This is a genomic window from Blautia sp. MSK.18.38, from assembly GCF_024460535.1.
Lineage (GTDB): Bacteria > Bacillota > Clostridia > Lachnospirales > Lachnospiraceae > Blautia_A > Blautia_A fusiformis.
On sequence record NZ_JANFYP010000020.1, the window covers coordinates 55,091 to 74,688 of the forward strand.

Annotated in this window: 19 protein-coding genes; 17 read left to right on the plus strand and 2 right to left on the minus strand. The window is 38.9% G+C overall.

What is annotated here, in order from left to right; translation table 11 throughout:
- Positions 1 to 4: 4 nt before the first annotated feature.
- Genes NE638_RS12775 through NE638_RS12790 form a run of 4 tightly spaced genes read left to right on the plus strand, consistent with a single transcriptional unit; the run spans position 5 to position 5,267 of the window.
- The gene (locus tag NE638_RS12775) at positions 5 to 2,335 is read left to right on the plus strand and encodes a VirB4-like conjugal transfer ATPase, CD1110 family (protein WP_002594681.1); all 2,331 of its coding nucleotides are present in this window, start codon (positions 5 to 7) and stop codon (positions 2,333 to 2,335) included.
- A 13-nt stretch (positions 2,336 to 2,348) separates the two neighbouring features.
- Positions 2,349 to 2,750, plus strand: coding sequence for a DUF6075 family protein (locus NE638_RS12780; RefSeq protein WP_002594682.1), 402 nt, complete (start codon positions 2,349 to 2,351; stop codon positions 2,748 to 2,750).
- 6 nt (positions 2,751 to 2,756) lie between these two features.
- A complete protein-coding gene (gene srtB, locus NE638_RS12785) occupies positions 2,757 to 3,524 on the plus strand; it encodes a class B sortase (RefSeq protein WP_002594683.1) in 768 nt (255 codons plus the stop codon).
- A gap of 39 nt (positions 3,525 to 3,563) precedes the next feature.
- Entirely contained in the window at positions 3,564 to 5,267 is a 1,704-nt protein-coding gene (locus NE638_RS12790; protein WP_173746312.1) for a lysozyme family protein, read from the plus strand.
- A 64-nt stretch (positions 5,268 to 5,331) separates the two neighbouring features.
- Here NE638_RS12790 and NE638_RS12795 read toward each other — a convergent pair whose 3' ends face one another.
- Positions 5,332 to 5,784, minus strand: a complete 453-nt coding sequence (locus NE638_RS12795; protein WP_173746314.1) for a hypothetical protein — start codon at positions 5,782 to 5,784, stop codon at positions 5,332 to 5,334.
- Positions 5,785 to 6,009: 225 nt separating this feature from the next.
- On the opposite strand from NE638_RS12795, the gene NE638_RS12800 reads away from it, so the two are divergent.
- The 5 genes from NE638_RS12800 (at position 6,010) to NE638_RS12820 (ending at position 9,223) form a co-directional block, all read left to right on the plus strand.
- Positions 6,010 to 6,345 (plus strand): helix-turn-helix domain-containing protein, encoded by a 336-nt coding sequence (locus tag NE638_RS12800; RefSeq protein ID WP_055215124.1) that lies wholly within the window; start codon positions 6,010 to 6,012, stop codon positions 6,343 to 6,345.
- Positions 6,346 to 6,500: 155 nt separating this feature from the next.
- Positions 6,501 to 6,716: a hypothetical protein gene (locus tag NE638_RS12805; protein WP_002594687.1), complete on the plus strand. Its 216-nt coding sequence runs from the start codon at positions 6,501 to 6,503 to the stop codon at positions 6,714 to 6,716.
- Between the two features lie 186 nt (positions 6,717 to 6,902).
- A complete protein-coding gene (locus NE638_RS12810) occupies positions 6,903 to 7,112 on the plus strand; it encodes a helix-turn-helix domain-containing protein (RefSeq protein ID WP_002587820.1) in 210 nt (69 codons plus the stop codon).
- Positions 7,113 to 7,131: 19 nt separating this feature from the next.
- Complete coding sequence (locus tag NE638_RS12815; protein ID WP_117460453.1) at positions 7,132 to 8,703, plus strand: type I restriction-modification system subunit M; 1,572 nt, start codon at positions 7,132 to 7,134, stop codon at positions 8,701 to 8,703.
- Positions 8,687 to 9,223, plus strand: a complete 537-nt coding sequence (locus NE638_RS12820; RefSeq protein ID WP_173746316.1) for a restriction endonuclease subunit S — start codon at positions 8,687 to 8,689, stop codon at positions 9,221 to 9,223. Before NE638_RS12815 ends, NE638_RS12820 begins: the two co-directional genes overlap by 17 nt.
- Here the strand turns inward: NE638_RS12820 and NE638_RS12825 are convergent.
- Positions 9,220 to 9,855, minus strand: a complete 636-nt coding sequence (locus NE638_RS12825) for a restriction endonuclease subunit S (RefSeq protein ID WP_173746318.1) — start codon at positions 9,853 to 9,855, stop codon at positions 9,220 to 9,222. The genes NE638_RS12820 and NE638_RS12825 overlap by 4 nt on opposite strands.
- A gap of 118 nt (positions 9,856 to 9,973) precedes the next feature.
- On the opposite strand from NE638_RS12825, the gene xerA reads away from it, so the two are divergent.
- Genes xerA through NE638_RS12865 form a run of 8 tightly spaced genes read left to right on the plus strand, consistent with a single transcriptional unit; the run spans position 9,974 to position 19,460 of the window.
- A complete protein-coding gene (xerA, locus tag NE638_RS12830; RefSeq protein WP_055161155.1) occupies positions 9,974 to 10,957 on the plus strand; it encodes a site-specific tyrosine recombinase/integron integrase in 984 nt (327 codons plus the stop codon).
- A gap of 10 nt (positions 10,958 to 10,967) precedes the next feature.
- On the plus strand, positions 10,968 to 12,125 hold the full coding sequence (locus NE638_RS12835; RefSeq protein WP_081031054.1) for a restriction endonuclease subunit S: 1,158 nt from the start codon (positions 10,968 to 10,970) through the stop codon (positions 12,123 to 12,125).
- Between the two features lie 29 nt (positions 12,126 to 12,154).
- On the plus strand, positions 12,155 to 12,985 hold the full coding sequence (locus NE638_RS12840; protein WP_117460450.1) for an AbiU2 domain-containing protein: 831 nt from the start codon (positions 12,155 to 12,157) through the stop codon (positions 12,983 to 12,985).
- Between the two features lie 5 nt (positions 12,986 to 12,990).
- The gene (locus NE638_RS12845) at positions 12,991 to 16,131 is read left to right on the plus strand and encodes a type I restriction endonuclease subunit R (protein WP_173746320.1); all 3,141 of its coding nucleotides are present in this window, start codon (positions 12,991 to 12,993) and stop codon (positions 16,129 to 16,131) included.
- Positions 16,132 to 17,067, plus strand: a complete 936-nt coding sequence (locus tag NE638_RS12850; protein ID WP_015530035.1) for an Mrr restriction system protein — start codon at positions 16,132 to 16,134, stop codon at positions 17,065 to 17,067.
- Positions 17,068 to 17,120: 53 nt separating this feature from the next.
- A complete protein-coding gene (locus NE638_RS12855) occupies positions 17,121 to 18,647 on the plus strand; it encodes a Y-family DNA polymerase (protein ID WP_173746323.1) in 1,527 nt (508 codons plus the stop codon).
- 26 nt (positions 18,648 to 18,673) lie between these two features.
- On the plus strand, positions 18,674 to 19,144 hold the full coding sequence (locus NE638_RS12860) for a hypothetical protein (protein ID WP_015530037.1): 471 nt from the start codon (positions 18,674 to 18,676) through the stop codon (positions 19,142 to 19,144).
- Positions 19,145 to 19,181: 37 nt separating this feature from the next.
- Positions 19,182 to 19,460, plus strand: coding sequence for a hypothetical protein (locus NE638_RS12865; protein ID WP_005342358.1), 279 nt, complete (start codon positions 19,182 to 19,184; stop codon positions 19,458 to 19,460).
- The last annotated feature ends 138 nt before the right edge of the window (positions 19,461 to 19,598 follow it).

Genomic DNA, 19,598 nt, shown 5'->3' on the forward strand with positions numbered 1-19,598 from the left:
TTTTATGATTAAGACTCTTACAAACCTGTTTAAGCAGGACAAAGAAAAATTTGTTGTACCGAAAGGTGTGCAGGACGTGATTCCCGTAGTGGCTATCTTTGATGATGGCATTTTCAAAGTGGGAAAGGATAAATATTCAAAGACTTATCGCTTTACGGATATTAACTATGCAGTGGCAAGTCGTGAGGATAAGGAAGCGATGTTCCTTGAATATTCCGAACTTCTGAACTCCCTTGACAGTGGTGCAACGACAAAAATCACAATCAATAATCGTCGGCTCAACAGACTGGATTTTGAGCAGACAATTCTTATTCCGACAACCGGAGATAATCTGGACGAATATCGAGAGGAATACAATAAAATGCTTCTTGATAAGGCAACGGGTGCAAACTCCATTGTTCAGGATAAGTATATTACCATTTCCATCAACAAAAAGAGTGTGGAGGACGCAAGAACTTATTTTGCCCGTGTCGGTGCAGATTTGATTGCTCACTTCGGCAGGCTCGGAAGTAAATGTGTGGAACTGGAAACAGACGAAAGACTTCGTATTTTTCACGACTTTTATCGTGTGGGAGAGGAAAGCTCTTTCCATTTTGATATTAAGGAAACAAGAAAAAAGGGACACGATTTTAAGGATTATATCTGCCCTGACACAATGGAATTTGAAAAGGACTATTTCAAGATGGGAAACCGTTATGGAAGAGTCCTTTTTCTTCGTGAATATGCGTCCTATATCAAAGACAGTATGGTAGCGGAACTTACGGATATGAACAGAAATCTGATGATGTCCATTGATATTGTTCCCGTTCCAACTGATGAAGCAGTAAAAGAAGCAGAGAACCGTTTGCTTGGTGTGGAAACCAATATCACGAACTGGCAGCGTAGGCAGAATGCCAATAATAACTTCTCTGCAACTGTTCCGTATGATATGGAGCAGCAGAAGAAAGAAATGAAAGAGTTCCTCGATGACCTTACAACCCGTGACCAGAGAATGATGTTCGCTGTTATCACGATGGTTATTACAGCAGACAGTAAGGAGCAGCTTGAGAATGATACGGAAGCATTGCTTACCACAGCAAGAAAACATCTTTGCCAGTTCGCAACGCTGAGATTTCAGCAGGTAGACGGACTCAATACGGTAATGCCGTTTGGAACGAGAAAGATTGATGCGTTCAGAACACTTACCACAGAGAGCCTTTCGGTATTTATCCCATTCAGGGTGCAGGATATTTTCCACGAGAACGGTATCTATTACGGTCAGAATGTTATCAGCAAAAATATGATTATCGCAGACCGTAAGCAGCTTTTGAATGGTAACTCCTTTATTCTCGGTGTATCCGGTGGTGGTAAGTCGTTTGCAGCAAAGGGAGAAATCATCAATCAGGTGCTTTCTTCGGATGCAGATATTATTATTATTGACCCTGAGCGAGAGTATTCACAGCTTGTCAATGCGATGGGTGGAGAAGTAATCAATATTTCTGCTACTTCTGACAATCACATCAATGCAATGGATATGAATAAGGATTACGGCGACGGTGCAAACCCTGTCATTTTGAAATCTGAGTTTATTATGTCCCTTTGTGAACAGCTTATCGGCGGAACAAATCTCGGAGCGAAGCAGAAGTCTATCATTGACCGTTGTACGGCAAGTGTGTACCGCAGTTATCAGCAGAATGACTATCAGGGACATATACCGACCTTGCAGGATTTCAGGGCAGAACTTTTGCAGCAGGACGAACCGGAAGCAAAGGAACTGGCACTTGCTATTGAGCTTTTTACGCATGGTTCTCTGAACACTTTTGCAAAGCAGACGAATGTGGATACCAATAACCGCCTTATCTGCTATGACATTCTTGACTTGGGTAAACAGCTTATGCCGATAGGTATGCTTGTTGTCCTTGACTCTATCCTGAACCGTATCACACAGAACCGTGCAAAGGGTAAGAATACCTTTATCTTCATTGATGAGATTTATCTTCTGTTCCAGCACGAATATTCTGCAAACTTCCTCTTTACCTTGTGGAAGCGTGTGAGAAAATACGGTGCATACGCAAGTGGAATTACCCAGAACGTCGATGACCTTTTGCAGAGCCACACAGCGAGAACAATGCTTGCAAACTCAGAGTTTATCATTATGCTGAATCAGGCTTCCACAGACAGGCTTGAGCTTGCAAAACTTCTGAATATTTCCGACCTTCAGATGTCCTATATCACGAATGTGGAAGCAGGACACGGACTTATCAAGGTGGGAAGTTCACTTGTACCGTTTGCAAACAAATTTCCTAAGAACACGAAACTTTATAAACTGATGACAACCAAACCAGGCGAAGCGTAAGGAGGAATTTAAAATGTCTAAGATTCAATTTCGCAATGCTGCACACAGAGATTTTGTATTGGAAAATCTGGATAAGTGCAAAGTCAACGACTGCTATCACAGAGCATTTTTCTATGTGATGGGCATTTCAGAAGAAACGAGAATGAACATCGGAAAGATGTTTGATTTTAAGAGGGACTGTATCATACCGGAAGGTATGCACGGAGGTTGGCAGACAAGTGGCACAGTCAAAGTCTGCCACCTTGCCTTTAATCTCTGGAATGGATTTACGGAAGAAGGCAGGGAAAACCTCTATACACCGGAGGAACTGTTCTGTTGCGGATATGCACCGTACTTTATGGAGGGTATCAAGTTGAGGTATCCGGAGTATTGCAGGGATTTAACCCCGCCTAAGAGAAACGATATGGAAAGGTAAGAGGATATGAGCAGAAAAATCTATATTATTATTGCGGTGGTGCTTACGGTAATGTTGTCTGTAAGCACCTTCTTTATTATTCGTAATCACATTGACTCTGCCAAGCAGAATGAAGTCTATGATAACCTTGCGGAGATTGTGGAGGACGAGCCGCCAAAGGAAAATGAGGGCGTGATGTTTTCGGAAGATAAGGACTATCTTGCTGAATATCTTGAACTTTATCGGCAGAATGAGGATATGGTGGGTTGGATAAAGGTTGAAGATACCAATATCAATTATCCGGTCGTACAGTCTGTAAATGAGCCGAACTTCTACCTGAAGCACAAGTTTGATAAGACCTATTCCGCTTATGGCTGCCCGTATGTGCAGGAAAATTGTGATGTGCAGAAACCTTCAGACAACATCATTATTTACGGACACCACATGAATGACGGTTCTATGTTTACGGGACTGATGAAGTACAGAAACAAGAGCTTTTGGGAAGAACATAAGACTATTACTTTTGATACACTGACGGACAGACACCAGTATGAAGTGATTGCAGTCTTTAAGACGGTTGTTTATACAAACAGCTCCGACAGCTTTAAGTATTATGAGTTTACGGACGCAGAAAATGCGGCAGAGTTTGATGCGTATGTTGCTAAGTGCAAGGAACTTTCTTTGTATGATACCGGAGTATCGGCAGAGTATGGCGACAAGCTGATTTCTCTTTCTACTTGTGAATATTCAAGAAACAATGGCAGGCTTGTTGTTGTCGCTAAGAGAGTGGATTAAACCCCACTCTCTATTATTTTTCGAGAAAGGAGGAAACCGATGGCTGATATAAAAACAAGAGATACAAGCAAAGGTACAATCAAGACCATAAATAAGGCAGCAGTTGCCACGGAGCGAATGAAGAAAGCCTATGTGATGACGAAAGATAAGGCAGAACATTCCACCAATGCTTCGGAAAATTCCGCAGAGGAATATGCTTCCGATAAAATCGAAGCGGCAACGGATAGGACTGTTCACGAAACAGCATACCGTGCGGATAAAGTCGGCAGATGGGGTGTGCGTGAAACAAGACAGAATTATCAGAAAGCCAAAACGGGAATTGAGAATTTCAAGACCAAGCGTGCAGAGAAACAGCTTCAGAAACAATCGGTCAATCCTGTCGGAAAACAGAGCATCCGAACTCTGGAGCGTACGGAGAAAACAATTAAACAGTCTGCAAGGTCGGCAGGAAATACGACAGTCAAGACCGTATCGAAAGGTGCGACCAATACTGTTCAAAGGTCGGTCAAGACCGCAGAACAAACGGCAAAGACTTCTATTAAGACCACAAAAGAAGCTGCCATTATAGCACAGAAAACAGCAAAAACAACAGCCAAAGCAACACAGAAAGCAGCTCAGACGGCAAAGAAAGCGGCGAAAGCCACAGCAGATACCGTCAAAGCGACAGCGAAAGCTACCGTTGCGACAGTCAAAGCGATTATTGCAGGGACAAAAGCACTTGTAGCAGCAATCGCAGCAGGCGGTTGGATAGCGATGTTGATTATTATGATTGTCGTATTGTTTGGTGCTGCCGTAGCAATGTTTGGAGGAGGAAGTGACAGTAATTCCTATACTCCGGTAAGTGCAGAGGTAGAAGCCTATGAACCCATCATACAGAAGTATGCCAAAGAGTACGGCATTCCTGAGTATGTAGAACTTATCAAGGCGGTTATGATGCAGGAAAGCGGTGGCAGAGGACTTGACCCTATGCAGGCAGCAGAAGGAAGTTTCAATACAAGGTATCCGCACGAACCTAATGGAATTAAAGACCCTGAATATTCTATCCAATGTGGTGTTCAGGAATTGAAAGCGGCTCTTACTTCGGCAGAAGTGGAAAGTCCGATAGATATGGAGCATATCAAACTTGCCTTGCAAGGCTACAACTTCGGTAATGGGTATATTTCTTGGGCAAAAACAAAGTATGGCGGTTATTCTTATGCCAATGCAGTGGAGTTTTCCACTCAGCAGGCACAAAGGCTTGGTTGGGACAGTTATGGAGATACCCAATATCCGGCTCACGTTCTGAGATACTATCCGTATGGGCGAGCCTTTACTGCCGGAGGTAATCAGGCGATTGTTGAGGTTGCCTTGACGCAGGTAGGCAATCAGGGCGGACAACCTTACTGGAGCTGGTATGGCTTTAACAGCCGAGTGGAATGGTGTGCCTGCTTCGTATCTTGGTGTGCTGACCAATGCGGATATATTGAAAGTGGACTTGTTCCGAAATTTGCAGGTTGTGTGGACGGTGCAAACTGGTTTAAGTCAAATGGAAAATGGCAAGACCGCACTTATGAACCAAAGGCAGGAGATATTATCTTCTTCGATTGGGAAGGCGACGGTACAACAGACCACGTTGGTATCGTAGAGAAGTGTGAGAACGGCACAGTTTATACCGTAGAGGGTAACTCAGGCGACGCCTGCAAGCAAAGACAGTACGCAGTCGGAAGCAGCAATATCTATGGATACGGTATTCCGGCGTATTAAAAATTCCAGACGGTGTCTGGAAAATCGAAAAGATGGCTGCTCAGTTGAGTAGCCATCAGGTACATTATGAGAAATCGGTTGTTTCTCTGTTATTCAGGAAAATATGGTGTGTATGATAAGTGAAGCTGAAAAGCATATCGGCATTTTCTTTACTGCCGCCTAAAAAGGAAATATCATCGGCAAGGATAAAAAGAATTGCTAACAGCTTCTTGATATATCCAGTGTAGCAGGCATAATCTACATAGATGTTGGCGATATATCCCTCGGCAAATTCTATCAGGTCAGCGTCAATTTCAAAGCTGTTGGATAACTCGTAAACGGTCTTTATGAATTTGTCCTTATCAGCAATTCGTTCTTTACTTGGAACACTTCTGCGGTTCTTCTGTATGAATTTCAAAAAATCATCAGCTTCCGTAAAGTCAGGAGTGATTGTGTTGCCAGTTCCCAAATCTGTTTTGTAATCCTCAAATTTCTCTTTTTCAAACCGATTACTGAATATTATCTTTTGTTCGTCCATTCCTTTTTACCCCTAAGTTTCTTTTTGGAGATTGTTTGACTTGGCTCTTGGGTTGTGAGTTGTCTTTCGCCATTAACAATCGTGAATTACTACTTTTATAGTATAACATAAAAATAGTTGGTAATCATCACTAATAGTTGGTTTGACTTCCTTTGGGTGCGTGTGATTTGAAATCGACTTAACCTATACTATTAGTTATGGAAACACACTAAGGGAGGTGATGTGATGAAGCTCGATACAATCGGCAAGAATATAAGAAAGTTCCGACTTGCGAGGAAATTACGCCAAGAAGATTTGGCTGAGAAAACAGATTTGACAACAAATTATATTGGTATGGTTGAGCGTGGAGAGAAAATTCCGTCACTCGAAACTTTCATAAAGATAGTAAATGCTTTAGGTGTATCATCGGATATGGTTCTTACAGATGTTCTGGAAACGGGATATACAGTCAAGAACTCAATGCTGAATGAGAAGCTTGAAAAACTTGTTCCTGAAGATAGAAACAGAATTTATGAAGTCATAGATACACTTGTGAAGCAGTCAAAGCAAATACTTCCATAAAACACAGAAGTTCGTCCTAATCGACGAGCTTTCTTTTTTTCAGTATAAAAAATTTCTGCTATCGACAAATTTTTCGGGACTTCGACAGAGAGAATATGCTATAACAACAACTGTCAGTGATAGACACATACTAATAGACATAGGAGGAAGTAGAAGTGAACGACATTTTCAGACAAATAGCAAAGGAAAATGGAACAACCGAAAAAGCAGTAAAAGAGGAAATGCAGTTTGCCATTCGGGAAGCAATGAAAAGTGCTGAACCGGAAGCAATCGCTTTTTGGAAAGCAGTTGCACCGGACGGAAAAGAGCCGCCGATAGAAAAGGTCATAGCAATGATTGCATTGAATGTTAATAATAGAATGTATAATTGAGGTGCTTCGGCATCTCATTTTTATTATTCTTTAGAAGAGTTGCATTAGGTGTTTGCAAAAAGTGACACCTTAGTGTCTGAAAGGTTACATTTCTGCCTGAAATCTTGAAATGCCTGAAAATTTAATATATAATGTTAAATGACTAACTGTAACGAAGAAGAATTATAAGATGAAGAGGTGTTACTGATGAAGATATGCTATAACAAACTTCAAAAACTTATGATTGACAATCAAATGAAAAGACAGGATTTAATGCGTGCAGCCGAAATTACATCATACGCTGCAACGAAGATAAATAAGAATGAGCCAGTATCTCTTGAAGTACTGATGAGGATATGTCAGGTGTTTCATTGTGACATTGGAGATATATGCGAAGTTATTTTAGACGAAGATTAAAACACGGAGGTAATTATAGATGGCAAGGGCTGCTAAACCAAAGAAAGAAATATCAATGGAAGAAGCACTTTGGAAAAGTGCTGATAAACTGAGAGGTTCTGTTGAGCCTGCGGAGTATAAGCACGTTGTTCTGAGTTTATTCTTCCTTAAATTTGCCAGTGACAAGTTTGAGGAATGCCGTAATAAGATTATTTCTACACACGGCGAAAAGTATGCGGATATGAAGCCGTTTTATACTCAGGAAAATGTATTCTATCTTCCTGAAGAAAGCCGTTGGAAGTACATTATTGAAAATGCAAAGCAGGACGATATTGCCCTAAAGATAGATACAGCACTTTATACGATTGAAAAGAACAACCCGGCACTGAAAGGTGCTTTGCCGGATAATTATTACTCCCGCTTACATATTGATACGGCAAAGTTGGCTTCTTTGCTTGATGAAATCAATCGTATCAATACAGATGATAAAGAGAACGACATTATAGGTCGTGTATATGAGTATTTCCTTAGTAAGTTTGCTCTTGCAGAAGGAAAAGGTAAAGGAGAGTTCTACACACCAAAGTGTATTGTAAATCTGATTGCCGAAATGCTTGAGCCTTACGATGGAATACTTTATGACCCTTGTTGCGGTTCGGGCGGCATGTTTGTGCAGTCTATCAAGTTCGTAGAAGCACATAGCGGTAATAAAAAGAAAGTGTCTATTTACGGTCAGGAATACACAAATACCACTTTCAAACTGGCAAAAATGAATTTGGCTATCCGTGGTATTTCTGCAAATCTTGGAGAGATGGCAGCCAATACATTTACCAACGACCAACACAAAGACCTTAAAGCAGATTTCATTATGGCAAATCCACCTTTCAATCAGAAGCAGTGGAGAGCCGAAAATGAGCTTGTAGATGACCCTCGTTGGAACGGCTATGAAGTTCCGCCGACAAGTAATGCAAACTATGGTTGGATACTGAATATTGTTTCCAAACTTTCACAAAACGGTGTGGCAGGTTTCCTGCTTGCTAATGGAGCATTATCCGATGATGGCACAGAGCTGAAAATCAGACAGCAGCTTATAGAAAATCACTTGGTAGAAGCGATTATTATTCTTCCGAGAAACCTTTTCTATACCACAGACATCAGCGTTACCCTTTGGGTACTCAATAAGAATAAAAAGGCTCGTGTTGTGGAACAGAACGGAAAGCTCAAACGCTATCGTAACCGAGAAGATGAAATACTCTTTATGGATTTACGACAGATGGGCAGTCCTTATGAGAAGAAGTACATTGAATTGACAGAGGAAGATAGAGCTAAAGTTACAAGTGTATATCATAACTGGCAGCAGGAAGGCTATGAGGAAACTTATGAGAATGTGCCGGAGTTTTGCTATTCTGCTTCTTTTGATGAAGTAAAGGAAAAAGGATTTACTCTTGTACCGAGCAGATATATTGAGTTTGTCAATCGTGATGAGAACATCGACTTTGATACAAAAATGAAGTCGTTGCAGGGAGAACTCAAAGAACTTCTTGTTCAAGAGGAAAAATCCAAATCAGATTTGCTTGCTGTATTTAAGGAGTTGGGATATGAAATCGAATTATAATCAGTTAGGACAATATATTGAAATGGTATCCAGAACAAACTCTGATTTGAAATATGGTATTGAAGATGTTCGAGGTTGTTCTAATACAAAGCAGATGATGCAAACAAGGGCAAACTTAATTGGACGTACTTATGAGAAATTCATTGTTTTAAGACCGCAGGAGTTTGTATTTAATAGACGTACAACTCGCAATGGAGAAAAAATCGGTATGGCGTACAATAATACCGATAGAGAGTATATTTTTACGAATGATTATGTCGCATTTAGAGTTAAGCAGGAATATCTTGATAAATTGCTGCCAGATTATTTGTACATGTTCTTTTGTAGGGACGAATTTGATAGATATGCTCGATATAAGTCAACTGGTAGTGCCACGGAATTCTTTAACTGGGAGGATATGTGTGCAGTCCCATTTGAAATTCCACCAATGGATTTTCAACAGCTTGTTGTAAATGCTTATAAGGTTTTGAACGAAAGAATAGAAACTAAACAGAAGATAAATGATAATTTAGCGGCTTAATATGCCAGCTTTGCCAATAAAACAGATTGCAATTCATAAAGTCTTTGAATTTCGATAGTATTTGCTTCGATTTGCTCATTAAATATATCGAATTTATGTTGAAAGTCCTCTATAACTTCTGCTGGGGGTACGAGGATTTTCATTGACTGTATATTGTACATCGGTAACTTAGATTGAACTGCACCAACTGTTAATAATTCAATCTCTTTTATTTGCTTTTTATAGCAAAGAGTATAGTAAAGATAATCAGGGGTAACCGTATGAATATTAGCCAGTTTAACGCAGTTTTCAGTAAGGTTTGCATTGTTGAGCGAAGTATGTATTTTTCCTATCAAGCCAATAGTTCCAACGATAGAAATAACAATATCGTTAGTATTGACAATATACCGTGATATAGCAGAATGTGTTTCTTCATCAATATATTGAAATTGATTGGTCAGATACACATACCGATTGCTTCCCAAATCACGCACACGGATATATGGGTGTGCGGTTGGAGTATCAAGCAGTTCGCCATCGGCAGGGAGTCGTTTCCCACCTTTAATTGAACAAAGACTATCTAATGTAGCAATACTGTAACCATCTGGTAGTTCATTTTCATTATAAAAAGCTGCAAATTGCTCCTGAAACAATGATTGAGCAGTTTCTTCTAAATTATCATTTACAATAGAACTCCCATCAGTGGCGGGAGTTAAAACAAGGGACTGCCACTGGTAGTCGTTCTCTTAAAAAACAAAAGGAGAATTGACTATGAAAAAGAACCTAATTACAGATGTTATTCAAGGAATGTTACCTTACCTGAATAACGCACAGACAGAAAGATTGCAAGAGGTGTTGCAGCATACACTTTTTGATTATGAGGTAACAAAGACAGAAAGAGATAAGGAACTTTCAGAACAGAATTTAGTAGAATCTTTCCTATCGGCAAAGCGTATTGAAGGCTGTTCGGAGAAAACCTTGAAATACTATAATGCAACGATACAATCGATGCTTGATGGCATTGGAAAGGGTATCAAATATATTGTGACCGACGATATTCGTTGCTATTTGACCGAGTATCAGGCTAAGAAAAAATCAAGTAAGGTTACGATAGATAATATAAGACGAATACTTTCCAGTTTTTTCTCTTGGCTTGAGGACGAGGATTATATTTTGAAAAGTCCGGTCAGGCGAATACATAAGGTTAAGACCGGAACGAACATTAAAGAAACCTACTCTGATGAAGCACTTGAATTGATGAGGGATAATTGCAAGGAACTCAGGGACTTGGCAATGATTGATATGCTTGCCTCAACGGGTATGCGTGTCGGAGAAATGGTGTTGCTAAATCGTGAGGATATAGATTTTAACGAAAGAGAATGTGTTGTTTTCGGTAAAGGGGATAAAGAGCGAATAGTTTATTTTGATGCAAGAACAAAAATACATTTGCAGAACTACTTGAATAGCCGAAAGGACGATAATCCGGCACTTTTTGTATCATTACAATTTCCGTATAATCGAATGAATATCGGAGGTATTGAAGTGAGATTACGACAGCTTGGAAAACGATTGGGACTAAATAAGGTACACCCTCATAAATTCAGGCGAACACTTGCGACAATGGCAATAGACAAAGGAATGCCAATAGAGCAGCTTCAGCAGCTCTTGGGACATAAAAGAATAGATACTACATTGCAATATGCAATGGTTAAGCAGAGTAATGTGAAAATTGCTCATAGAAAATACATTGGTTAAGGTGGTAGGAATGAAAGAAGGATACAGATTTCTTGGGGAATATATACGACAGGTAGATATTCGCAATAAGGAAGGAAAAAAAGAAAATCTCTTAGGTGTTTCTGTACAAAAGCAGTTTATTCAGTCTATTGCAAATACTGTTGGGACAGATTTTACAAAGTATAAGATAGTTAAAAAAGGACAATTCACATATATACCAGATACCTCTCGTAGAGGAGATAAAATCGCTATTGCATTGCTTGAAGATTATGAAGAAGGGCTTGTAAGCAATGTTTATACAGTATTTGAGGTGATAGATACAGAGAAACTTTTGCCGGAATATTTAATGTTGTGGTTTAGCCGCCCTGAATTTGATAGATATGCTCGTTTTAAATCGCACGGCAGTGTACGTGAAGTAATGGATTGGGAGGAAATGTGTAAGGTGGAACTTCCAGTACCAGATATTGAAAAGCAGAGAAAAATCGTGAAAGCCTACAAGACAATAACCGATAGAATAGCTTTGAAACAGAAGATAAATGATAATTTAGTTGCAACTTTACAGATTATATATAAAAAAATGTTTTTGGAATCACAAAACACATATATAACAAAACCTCTTGCAGATTTATGTTCCAAAATAGGTAGTGGTGCAACTCCTAAAGGTGGAAAAGCTGCATATTTTGATAAAGGAATATCGCTAATCCGTAGTATGAATGTTTTTGACTATTTCTTTTCGTATCCGGAGTTGGCTCATATCTCTCAAATTCAAGCAAATGCGTTGGCAAATGTGGAAATACAACAGGCAGATGTATTATTTAATATAACTGGAGTATCAGTTACCCGATGTTGTGTAGTTCCTGATGATGTTCTGCCCGCCAGAGTCAACCAACATGTAATGATTATCCGACCATATAAAGGTAAAAATATGAGCTATTATATAATGTGTACTTTATGTACATCTGAAAATAAAGCAAAATTACTTGGTATTGGTCAATCCGGTTCGACTCGTGAAGCAATAAATAAACAAGAACTTGAAAGGTTTGAAATTCCTGTACCTTCAGATGAGGAACTTGAAAGGTTTGGGGAAATAGCCACCAAAATTTATGCTTTAATTTTTTCTAATACAAATGAAATACGAATGCTTTGTGATATGAAAGATACACTTTTAACCAAATTATCAAGCTACTAAATTATCATTTACTGCAAGGAGTGTGAAAAATGGATAAAGAAAAGTTAATCAAACTTGCAGAGGATTTATATCAAAGTGCATTTGACGCTAATGCGTATTATGCAATTATGATGCAGTATAGAGAAATGAGCAAGAAGTATAACGATGAAATGAATCTTTCTCCTGCCTTTTATCAAGTAGTGTATGGGGCGTTGCAAAAGGCTTGTTTTATGGAAATTGCAAAATTGTATGATAAAACAAAAGACGTTGTTTCAGTTGGGTTGCTCTTAAAGTATTGCAGAGATAATTTGGACTTATTTCCAGAATATAGAGATATAGTAACAATTAAGGAAGAGGGTAGAGAATATTCTTTCCAAGTTCCATATCAGCATCATTTGAAATCAACGGAAGAATGTTTCTATGAAAATGAAGTGAAAAGCCAAAGAGAAATTCTAAAATTATTTGATACACCTGATTTTGAAAAAGTACCAATACAAGTTAATCTGACATTTTCAGAATTTTTAGGATTGTATCAAAAGCGTTTTTGCTCTCTCAGCAAAAAACAAGAGAATATTCGTGTTCAAAGAAACAAGATATATGCTCATAATGACGAGAAACATATTTTAGCAGAAGAAAAAGTATGGGATAAAAATCCGGTTACATATCCTGATATTCAGGAGTTGATAGATTTTGCTCTTGATTGCACGAGGCTAATACTTGGGGCATTGACTGGAGTAAGTCGTGCAGTAAGTTATGGAAATATAGATGATATGGAAGGAACTCTAATGCTTGCCAAATTGGGACTGAAATATCAGGATTATGAAATGGAACAGCGACATAAGCAAATATTGAAAGAGATATATGCTGATAAAAAGGAGTGAACGCAATGGCAAATTTTAATGAACACGCATTGGAAATGTCAATAATGGAGTTGTTCAAAGACGAGGGCTACACCTATGTCAGTGGCGACCAGATACACAGAGAAAGGACAGAGGTTCTGCTTACGGACGACATGAAGCAATACCTTTATAATCGCTATGCGAAAGACGGTATTACACCGAGTGAGGTGGATAGTGTCATTCTAATGCTGCGTAATATTTCCGGTACGATTTATGAAGCAAACAAAGCTGTATTTAAGTTGCTCTGCGATGGATTTATTCTTAACCGTGAGGATAGAACGCAGAAAGACCTCTACATTGAACTTATTGATTTCGACACTCCCGAAAACAATATTTTCAAAGTGGTTAATCAGTTTGAAATTGAAGGCGTAAATAATCAGTTGCGTATTCCTGATGGCATTGTGTTCGTAAATGGTATTCCTGTTGTTGTTCTTGAATTTAAGAGTGCGGTACAAGAGAATACGACCATAATGGACGCATATAAGCAGCTTACAATCCGTTACCGCAGAGATATTCCGGAGATTTTCAAATACAATGCGTTTGTTGTTATCAGTGATGGAGCAAATAATAAATATGGTTCTTTCTTCAGCCCGTATGATTTCTTCTATGCGTGGAGAAAGATAAACTCAGACGATAAAGAACTGGACGGTATCAATTCTCTTGTAACAATGATAAAGGGACTTTTCCGAAAAGATCGTTTGCTTGAAGTTATCAAAGATTTTATTTATTTTCCGGATAACTCAGATAAGGATTTGAAGATAGTGTGCCGTTATCCACAGTTCTTTGCGGCAAATAAATTGTATGAGAATATCAAGGCACATCTTCGCCCAGAAGGAGATGGTAAAGGTGGTACATACTTCGGAGCAACAGGGTGCGGCAAGAGTTATACAATGCTTTTCCTTACCCGTATGCTGATGAAAAGCAAATACTTTTCCTCCCCGACTATTCTTATTATTACAGACAGAACAGACCTTGACGACCAGCTTTCCAAGCAGTTTGTCGGTTCAAAGAAATATATCGGAGATGAAACTGTTGTAAGCATTGAATCCCGTGAGAAACTTCGTGAGGAGCTTCAGGGACGAGAGAGTGGCGGTGTTTATCTGACTACCATTCAGAAATTTACAGAGGATTTGCAGCTTCTTACAGACAGAACGAACGTTATTTGTATTTCTGATGAAGCACACAGAAGCCAAATCAATCTCGACCAAAAGGTTAAGATTACAGAGTCAGGTGTTCAGAAAACCTATGGCTTTGCCAAGTATCTGCACGATTCTTTACCAAATGCGACTTATGTAGGATTTACCGGAACTCCGGTTGATGGAACAATCGAAGTCTTTGGTGGTGTTGTAGACGCATATACAATGACGGAAGCTGTTAAGGACGGTATTACAGTTAATCTTGTTTACGATGGTCGTGCAGCCAAGGTTATGCTCAATCAGGATAAGGTAAGACAGATTGAAGAATATTATGCTCAGTGTGAACTTGAGGGGGCAAATGAACATCAAGTAGAAGAAAGTCAGAAAGCAGTTGCCAAAATGGAAGTTATTATTGGCGACCCTGATAGACTTCGTGCTGTTGCGGAGGACTTTATCAAACATTATGAAACCCGTGTGGCAGAAGGTGCAACTGTAGCAGGCAAAGCAATGTTTGTATGTTCCAACCGAAATATAGCATACGATTTCTATAAAATAGTAAAGGAACTCAGACCGGAATGGACAGAAAAGAAGATTTGTGATGACGGGGTTGTTCTGAGTGAAAAAGATAAAAAAGAGTTGAAGCCAATGGAAAAAATTAAGTTGGTTATGACTCGTAATAAAGATGATGAAAAAGACCTCTTTGATATGCTTGGCACAAAAGAGGATAGGAAAGAATTTGACCGTCAGTTCAAAAATCCGAAGTCAAACTTTAAGATTGCCATTGTTGTAGATATGTGGCTGACTGGTTTTGATGTGCCGGAGCTTGATACGATTTACATTGATAAGCCTATTCAGCAGCATACCCTTATTCAGACGATTTCCCGTGTAAATCGTGTATGCGAGGGCAAGGATAAAGGCTTGATTGTTGACTACATAGGTATCAAAAAAAACATGAACACTGCCCTCAAGAAATATACGAATTTTGAGAGCGAAGAATTTGAAGGTGTGGAGCAGTCTATCACGATTGTAAAAGACCAGTTAGAAGTTCTTGGTCAGATGTTCCACAACTTTAACAGTAGTGATTTCTTCAACGGTTCTCCTACTGAACAGCTTGCCTGCCTGAATCGTGCAGTTGAATATGTGCAGTTGTCTGAAGAACTGGAAAGAAGATTTATGGCAGCAGTCAAGAGAATGAAGCAGGCATTTAATCTTTGTAGTTCAAGTGAGAAATTCTCTGATGAAGATAAGGATTATATCCATTTTTATTGTGCTGTCCGTTCTATCCTTTTCAAGTTGACAAAAGGCGATGCACCGGATATTGAGCAGATGAACGCTCGTGTCCGCAAAATGCTTGAGGGTGCAATTCAGTCTGATGGCATTGAGGAATTATTTGAAACCGGAAAGCATATATCGGTGGACATTTTCAGCGATGAGTATATGGATAAGATAAATGCTATTCAGTTGCCGAATACGAAAATCAAGATACTTCAAAGACTTCTTTCTCAGGCGATTGACGAGTTTAAGAAAGTCAATAAGATTATGGGTGTGGAATTTGCAGACAGACTCAAGAAAGTTGTTGATGAGTATAATAACCGTCGTCGTGATGAATCGTATGCCAACGAAGTCCTTGATGATGTTGCGGAGCAGCTTGCACAGTTGTTGTCTGAACTGAAAACAGAAAAGAACTCCTTCAAGAATATGGGTATAGATTATGAAGAAAAAGCTTTCTATGATATTTTGAAAGCAGTTTCCAAGAAGTTTGAGTTTGAATATCCGGACGATAAAATGATTGAACTATCCAAGAGGATAAAGTTGATTGTTGATGATAAGTCACGCTATACCGATTGGTCTGCCCGTGATGATATTAAGGCAAACTTGCAAGTGGATTTGATATTGCTGCTTGATGAGTTCGGCTATCCGCCAGTAACCATTGATGATGTTTACAAGGAAGTTCTTGAGCAGGCAGAGAATTTCAAGAAGTATGCACAGTAAATGAGAGGTGTAAATGTAAATATGTTTTATGACGATTTAAATACAGAAGAACAAGTATCATACCTTATTAAACCAATCCTTCAAGTCCTTCAGGAAGCAGGTGGACAGTTAGAGCGTTCTGAAATTAGAGACAGAATTAGTGAGTTAGATGAGCATATTGCTGAATTTGAACAGAAACTATATACATCTAATAAAACAGGAAATCAGTACAAAAAATTTGATTTTAAGTTTAATTTTGCTATTAAAGAGCTTAGTTATGTCGGACTCATATCTTATGTGAAATTCAATCCAAAGATTACACTTACTCAAGATGGAGCAAATGTAGATTTAACAGATTTTGATGTTAAGACAGAAGTAAGGGATAAGGCTCGAAGCTATTGGGAGGAACATTCGACTAAGAACAAATCGAAAAACAAGCCAGTAGAAACACTGGAGGTTGAAGACGAGGAGAATGAATCCACAGATGACGAATTGTTAGATGATTTCAAGGTAAAACTTCAGAGTGCAATCGCTAATATGTCTCCAGCAAAGTTTGAACAATTTTCACGAGCACTTCTTACAAAGATGGGAGTGGAGTTTACCAACAAAGGCGTTCAGGTGTCAAATGATGGTGGTATTGATGGTTATGGATATCACGTAGATGCCGATGATTTTAGAACAACCAGAGTGGTTATTCAGTGTAAAAGATTTAATTCAAATCCAGTGAGTGAGCCGGATATCAATCAATTTCTTGGGGCGATGAACAAATATCAAGCCGATTATGGAGTATTTATTACTAATAGCCGATTTACCAATAAGGCAAGAGAGGCTGCGAGAGAAGGTACGCCGATAACACTGATTGACGGAAATGATTTAATCAGACTGGTTATTAAATATGAATTGTATATAACACCAGTCACAACATATGTATTGGATGGTTTTTATACCGAGGATTGACACTAACGATAGCATAATTTACTCGAAGGAATTTTAGAAGGGAGCATAGAATGATGGCAAAGCAAAAGACCTATATCGCAATTGACCTCAAATCATTCTATGCTTCTGTGGAGTGTAAAGAGCGAAATCGTGACCCTTTGACAACAAATCTTGTGGTTGCAGATAAAAGCAGGACAGAGAAAACCATCTGCCTTGCGGTATCTCCGTCATTAAAAAGTTATGGGATACCCGGCAGACCACGCTTGTTTGAAGTCGTGCAAAAGGTAAAAGAAGCTAATAACAACCGAAGATGGAAAGCACCAAATCGTACATTTACTGGTTCATCTGATGACAGTACAGAATTAAATGCGAATCCAGCATTGGAGATTGATTATATCGTTGCACCACCTCGTATGGCATACTATCTGGAGTACAGTACCAAGATTTACAGTGTTTACTTGAAATACATTGCTCCGGAAGATATTTTCCCTTACTCGATTGATGAAGTATTTATAGATGCAACAAAGTATCTGAATACCTATCAGATGACCGCAAGGGAACTTACCATGACGATGATACAGGATGTTTTGAAAACGACTGGAATCACAGCAACAGCCGGAATCGGCACGAATATGTACTTGTGTAAGATTGCGATGGATATTGTGGCAAAGCATATTGAGCCGGATAAGGACGGTGTGCGAATAGCTGAATTGGATGAAATGTCATATCGCCGGAAATTGTGGAGTCATCGCCCGATAACCGATTTCTGGAGAGTCGGAAATGGTTATGCGAAGAAGTTAGAGGAACACGGACTTTATACAATGGGCGATATTGCAAGATGTTCTATCGGAAAGCCGAATGAACTGTATAACGAGGAATTGCTGTACAAGCTGTTCGGTATCAATGCGGAACTGCTCATAGACCACGCTTGGGGATATGAGCCTTGCACAATGGAGCAGGTCAAAGCATATAAGCCGGAAACAAACAGTGTATCTTCCGGTCAGGTGTTGCACTGTCCATATGATTACGAAAAGGCAAAGTTGATTGTAAAAGAAATGACCGACCAAATGGTGCTTGATTTGGTGGATAAAGGACTTGTAACTGACCAGCTTGTGTTGACAATCGGCTATGATATTGAGAATTTAAGTAATCCGAACCTAAAATATCAATACAAAGGCGAGGTTACGATTGACCGATATGGACGCAAAGTTCCAAAGCACGCACACGGAACAGCGAATCTTGAGAAAAAGACTTCCTCTACTCGATTGATTACCAACGCCGTGATGGACTTGTATGACAGGATAGTTGACGAGCATTTGCTTGTACGCAGAATAACAATCACAGCGAATAAACTTGTTGATGAAAAATCCGTCAAGCAGGAAGATGAATACCAGCAACTCGACCTCTTTACCGATTACGAAGCACAGAGGAAGAAGCAGGCGGAGGAAGAAGAAAAATTAGAACGAGAAAGGCGTATGCAAGAAGCAATGCTGAGTATCAAAAAGAAGTTTGGCAAGAATGCTGTGTTGAAGGGAATGAACCTTGAAGAAGGTGCAACCGCCAAAGACCGAAACGAGCAAATCGGCGGTCATAAGGCTTAAACAAACTGAAATTTGAGGAATAAAATATGGGCATATTAGAAATAGTTTTTAATTCAAGAAAATTTGATTTGAATGATGATGTTCTGATGGGATTTGATAATTACTTTGATAAAAAAAGTAAGGATTATAATAGCTTTTGTTTAGACGAAGAAGATATTAATCCTTTACAAAACTTTGTAGCACAGATTAAGTCTGCTGACTCAGATAGTGTAATTTATGTATCTACTTATGGCTATGAAATCACAAATAGTAAAGGAGAAAAATCAACATACGCCGATGCTCTTTGGATTGACACAGTTTTACCTATTTCCCAAATAGAGAGATATATTGAAAAAAGTGGTGTTGCTGAACCAAGTAATATTTCTTTTGTTGGAGATAGTGATGAATGTGGAAACTATAAAGTATGGATTATAGCTCAGGAAGAGAATAATCCTCATATTATAGAGCTGACTGACCGCAAGAAGATAGACCATATGATAATATTATATTGGGATTGATAAGTTATAAAATTCAAGTTTGAAAGGAGTGTTAAATATGAAATTCCCATTTTATGATGCACCAAATACAGCTACAATAACCTGTTGCCACATATTAGAGAATGGAGAACCTATTTTGTATGTATCACATGATGAAGATGATGGAATGTGGCAATTTCTATGTGGAAAAGCACATGAAACAGACGAAGCAAAGTTAGTATCCTTAAAATCAGTATTCGACTTAGATAATTCTGTTGGTATTCTAAAGGATATGCCTTGCGGTTACTATGCTGAAAGAAAAGCTCAAGATGATGAATGGAGTGTTAGAAAACGGTAACTATCAGCTCGGTTAATTCAAGTTGATATTTCACATATTTTAGGAAATTTAATAACTGTTATATTTGATTATCAAATTCTTCGCAAACCCTTGAAAATACTAAGTTTGTAGCAAGTGAACTTTCCCTTACTCTTTCCC

Excerpts from the sequence above, each read along its gene's own strand:
- NE638_RS12790 (WP_173746312.1), top strand. The coding sequence starts at position 3,564 with ATGGCTGATATAAAAACAAGAGATACAAGCAAAGGTACAATCAAGACC.
- xerA (WP_055161155.1), top strand. The coding sequence starts at position 9,974 with ATGAAAAAGAACCTAATTACAGATGTTATTCAAGGAATGTTACCTTAC.
- NE638_RS12865 (WP_005342358.1), top strand. The coding sequence starts at position 19,182 with ATGAAATTCCCATTTTATGATGCACCAAATACAGCTACAATAACCTGT.
- NE638_RS12845 (WP_173746320.1), top strand. The coding sequence starts at position 12,991 with ATGGCAAATTTTAATGAACACGCATTGGAAATGTCAATAATGGAGTTG.
- NE638_RS12850 (WP_015530035.1), top strand. The coding sequence starts at position 16,132 with ATGAGAGGTGTAAATGTAAATATGTTTTATGACGATTTAAATACAGAA.
- NE638_RS12815 (WP_117460453.1), top strand. The coding sequence starts at position 7,132 with ATGGCAAGGGCTGCTAAACCAAAGAAAGAAATATCAATGGAAGAAGCA.
- NE638_RS12810 (WP_002587820.1), top strand. The coding sequence starts at position 6,903 with ATGAAGATATGCTATAACAAACTTCAAAAACTTATGATTGACAATCAA.
- NE638_RS12840 (WP_117460450.1), top strand. The coding sequence starts at position 12,155 with ATGGATAAAGAAAAGTTAATCAAACTTGCAGAGGATTTATATCAAAGT.
- NE638_RS12860 (WP_015530037.1), top strand. The coding sequence starts at position 18,674 with ATGGGCATATTAGAAATAGTTTTTAATTCAAGAAAATTTGATTTGAAT.
- NE638_RS12780 (WP_002594682.1), top strand. The coding sequence starts at position 2,349 with ATGTCTAAGATTCAATTTCGCAATGCTGCACACAGAGATTTTGTATTG.
- NE638_RS12820 (WP_173746316.1), top strand. The coding sequence starts at position 8,687 with ATGAAATCGAATTATAATCAGTTAGGACAATATATTGAAATGGTATCC.
- srtB (WP_002594683.1), top strand. The coding sequence starts at position 2,757 with ATGAGCAGAAAAATCTATATTATTATTGCGGTGGTGCTTACGGTAATG.
- NE638_RS12835 (WP_081031054.1), top strand. The coding sequence starts at position 10,968 with ATGAAAGAAGGATACAGATTTCTTGGGGAATATATACGACAGGTAGAT.
- NE638_RS12795 (WP_173746314.1), bottom strand. The coding sequence starts at position 5,784 with ATGGACGAACAAAAGATAATATTCAGTAATCGGTTTGAAAAAGAGAAA.
- NE638_RS12800 (WP_055215124.1), top strand. The coding sequence starts at position 6,010 with ATGAAGCTCGATACAATCGGCAAGAATATAAGAAAGTTCCGACTTGCG.
- NE638_RS12775 (WP_002594681.1), top strand. The coding sequence starts at position 5 with ATGATTAAGACTCTTACAAACCTGTTTAAGCAGGACAAAGAAAAATTT.
- NE638_RS12855 (WP_173746323.1), top strand. The coding sequence starts at position 17,121 with ATGGCAAAGCAAAAGACCTATATCGCAATTGACCTCAAATCATTCTAT.